The organism is Pseudarthrobacter sp. MEB009, assembly GCF_030208875.1.
Lineage (GTDB): Bacteria > Actinomycetota > Actinomycetes > Actinomycetales > Micrococcaceae > Arthrobacter.
The window spans coordinates 1-1,933 of record NZ_JARVTC010000025.1 but is presented as its reverse complement, the minus strand read 5'-3'; the positions used below and the strand labels follow the sequence as shown (position 1 = coordinate 1,933).

Sequence of the window (1,933 nt, the reverse complement as noted above, 5' to 3'; positions counted from 1 at the left end):
GCTGGATGATGCCGCCCCTGTGGTGTTGTCTGGTTTTTACAGCTGGTTTCGAATTTTGTGCAGCCATTTTGTCCCGTGTTTCCGGGGTTGGTGGTTGTGTCTGTTTTTGTTTTTACTTCAACGGAGAGTTTGATCCTGGCTCAGGATGAACGCTGGCGGCGTGCTTAACACATGCAAGTCGAACGATGACCTCCAGCTTGCTGGGGTGATTAGTGGCGAACGGGTGAGTAACACGTGAGTAACCTGCCCTTGACTCTGGGATAAGCCTGGGAAACTGGGTCTAATACCGGATATGACTCCTCATCGCATGGTGGGGGGTGGAAAGCTTTTTGTGGTTTTGGATGGACTCGCGGCCTATCAGCTTGTTGGTGAGGTAATGGCTTACCAAGGCGACGACGGGTAGCCGGCCTGAGAGGGTGACCGGCCACACTGGGACTGAGACACGGCCCAGACTCCTACGGGAGGCAGCAGTGGGGAATATTGCACAATGGGCGCAAGCCTGATGCAGCGACGCCGCGTGAGGGATGACGGCCTTCGGGTTGTAAACCTCTTTCAGTAGGGAAGAAGCGAAAGTGACGGTACCTGCAGAAGAAGCGCCGGCTAACTACGTGCCAGCAGCCGCGGTAATACGTAGGGCGCAAGCGTTATCCGGAATTATTGGGCGTAAAGAGCTCGTAGGCGGTTTGTCGCGTCTGCCGTGAAAGTCCGGGGCTCAACTCCGGATCTGCGGTGGGTACGGGCAGACTAGAGTGATGTAGGGGAGACTGGAATTCCTGGTGTAGCGGTGAAATGCGCAGATATCAGGAGGAACACCGATGGCGAAGGCAGGTCTCTGGGCATTAACTGACGCTGAGGAGCGAAAGCATGGGGAGCGAACAGGATTAGATACCCTGGTAGTCCATGCCGTAAACGTTGGGCACTAGGTGTGGGGGACATTCCACGTTTTCCGCGCCGTAGCTAACGCATTAAGTGCCCCGCCTGGGGAGTACGGCCGCAAGGCTAAAACTCAAAGGAATTGACGGGGGCCCGCACAAGCGGCGGAGCATGCGGATTAATTCGATGCAACGCGAAGAACCTTACCAAGGCTTGACATGGACCAGACCGGACTGGAGACAGTTCTTCCCCTTTGGGGTTGGTTCACAGGTGGTGCATGGTTGTCGTCAGCTCGTGTCGTGAGATGTTGGGTTAAGTCCCGCAACGAGCGCAACCCTCGTTCTATGTTGCCAGCACGTGATGGTGGGGACTCATAGGAGACTGCCGGGGTCAACTCGGAGGAAGGTGGGGACGACGTCAAATCATCATGCCCCTTATGTCTTGGGCTTCACGCATGCTACAATGGCCGGTACAAAGGGTTGCGATACTGTGAGGTGGAGCTAATCCCAAAAAGCCGGTCTCAGTTCGGATTGGGGTCTGCAACTCGACCCCATGAAGTCGGAGTCGCTAGTAATCGCAGATCAGCAACGCTGCGGTGAATACGTTCCCGGGCCTTGTACACACCGCCCGTCAAGTCACGAAAGTTGGTAACACCCGAAGCCGGTGGCCTAACCCCTTGTGGGAGGGAGCTGTCGAAGGTGGGACTGGCGATTGGGACTAAGTCGTAACAAGGTAGCCGTACCGGAAGGTGCGGCTGGATCACCTCCTTTCTAAGGAGCACCTACAGTCCTTCATCTGTCATGTATGTGGTGGGTGGGGGTTGTCAGGAGTAAAGGCCCGTTGCGCAGACGATTGTTCTGCGGCGGGTGCTCAAGGGTGGAATATCAGCAAATAGGTGCCTGGTGGCACGAACCATGGTTTAGTACGGGTTACTCCTTCGGGGGTGGTTCAGGAACGATGATGGTCTGTGGTTGCTGGGTAGTGTATGGCACACTGTTGGGTCCTGAGGCAACAGGACCGGGGTGGTTCCGTGGCTGGTCTTTTTGGCTGGTGCGGGGCT

Annotated in this window: 1 rRNA gene; it reads left to right on the top strand. The window is 56.1% G+C overall.

Features of this window, described 5'->3' with window-relative positions:
- Positions 1-117 precede the first annotated feature (117 nt).
- A 16S ribosomal RNA gene (locus tag QRN07_RS19650) occupies positions 118-1,643 on the top strand.
- The last annotated feature ends 290 nt before the right edge of the window (positions 1,644-1,933 follow it).